The sequence below is a fragment of the Leptolyngbya sp. CCY15150 genome, assembly GCF_016888135.1.
Taxonomy (GTDB): Bacteria; Cyanobacteriota; Cyanobacteriia; order RECH01; family RECH01; genus RECH01.
In genome coordinates, this window is sequence record NZ_JACSWB010000017.1 from 1 (window position 1) to 311 (window position 311).

The 311-nt window shown below is 49.5% G+C and carries 1 protein-coding gene; it reads right to left on the reverse strand.

Features of this window, described 5'->3' with window-relative positions; genetic code table 11:
- The coding region (locus JUJ53_RS00080; protein ID WP_204149983.1) for a hypothetical protein at positions 1-311 on the reverse strand (311 nt) is incomplete at both ends.

Genomic DNA, 311 nt, shown 5'->3' on the forward strand with positions numbered 1-311 from the left:
TGCCGAATCCTGAACGAAAGAATGAGCTTTTTCAACAAATCTATTGACACTGTTCTCAATAAGCTCATGCAAGATGTTCATACTGAGAATTGCTGATCCATCCCGCTCCAACTTTTCACGCACAGCGGCTCGAACAAACGCTTGCTTATTGTCCATGGCCCTCACAATTGCATCGTGACTCACAGGCAACTTCACCGCCAGCGGCTTCTTAGCCAACGGCTCATCAACATCGGCAGCCGATGGCTTGATCTGGGACTTAAACGCTTCAGTCTGCACCGGATCAGGATTGCCGCCTTTGGCTCCTTTGGTCT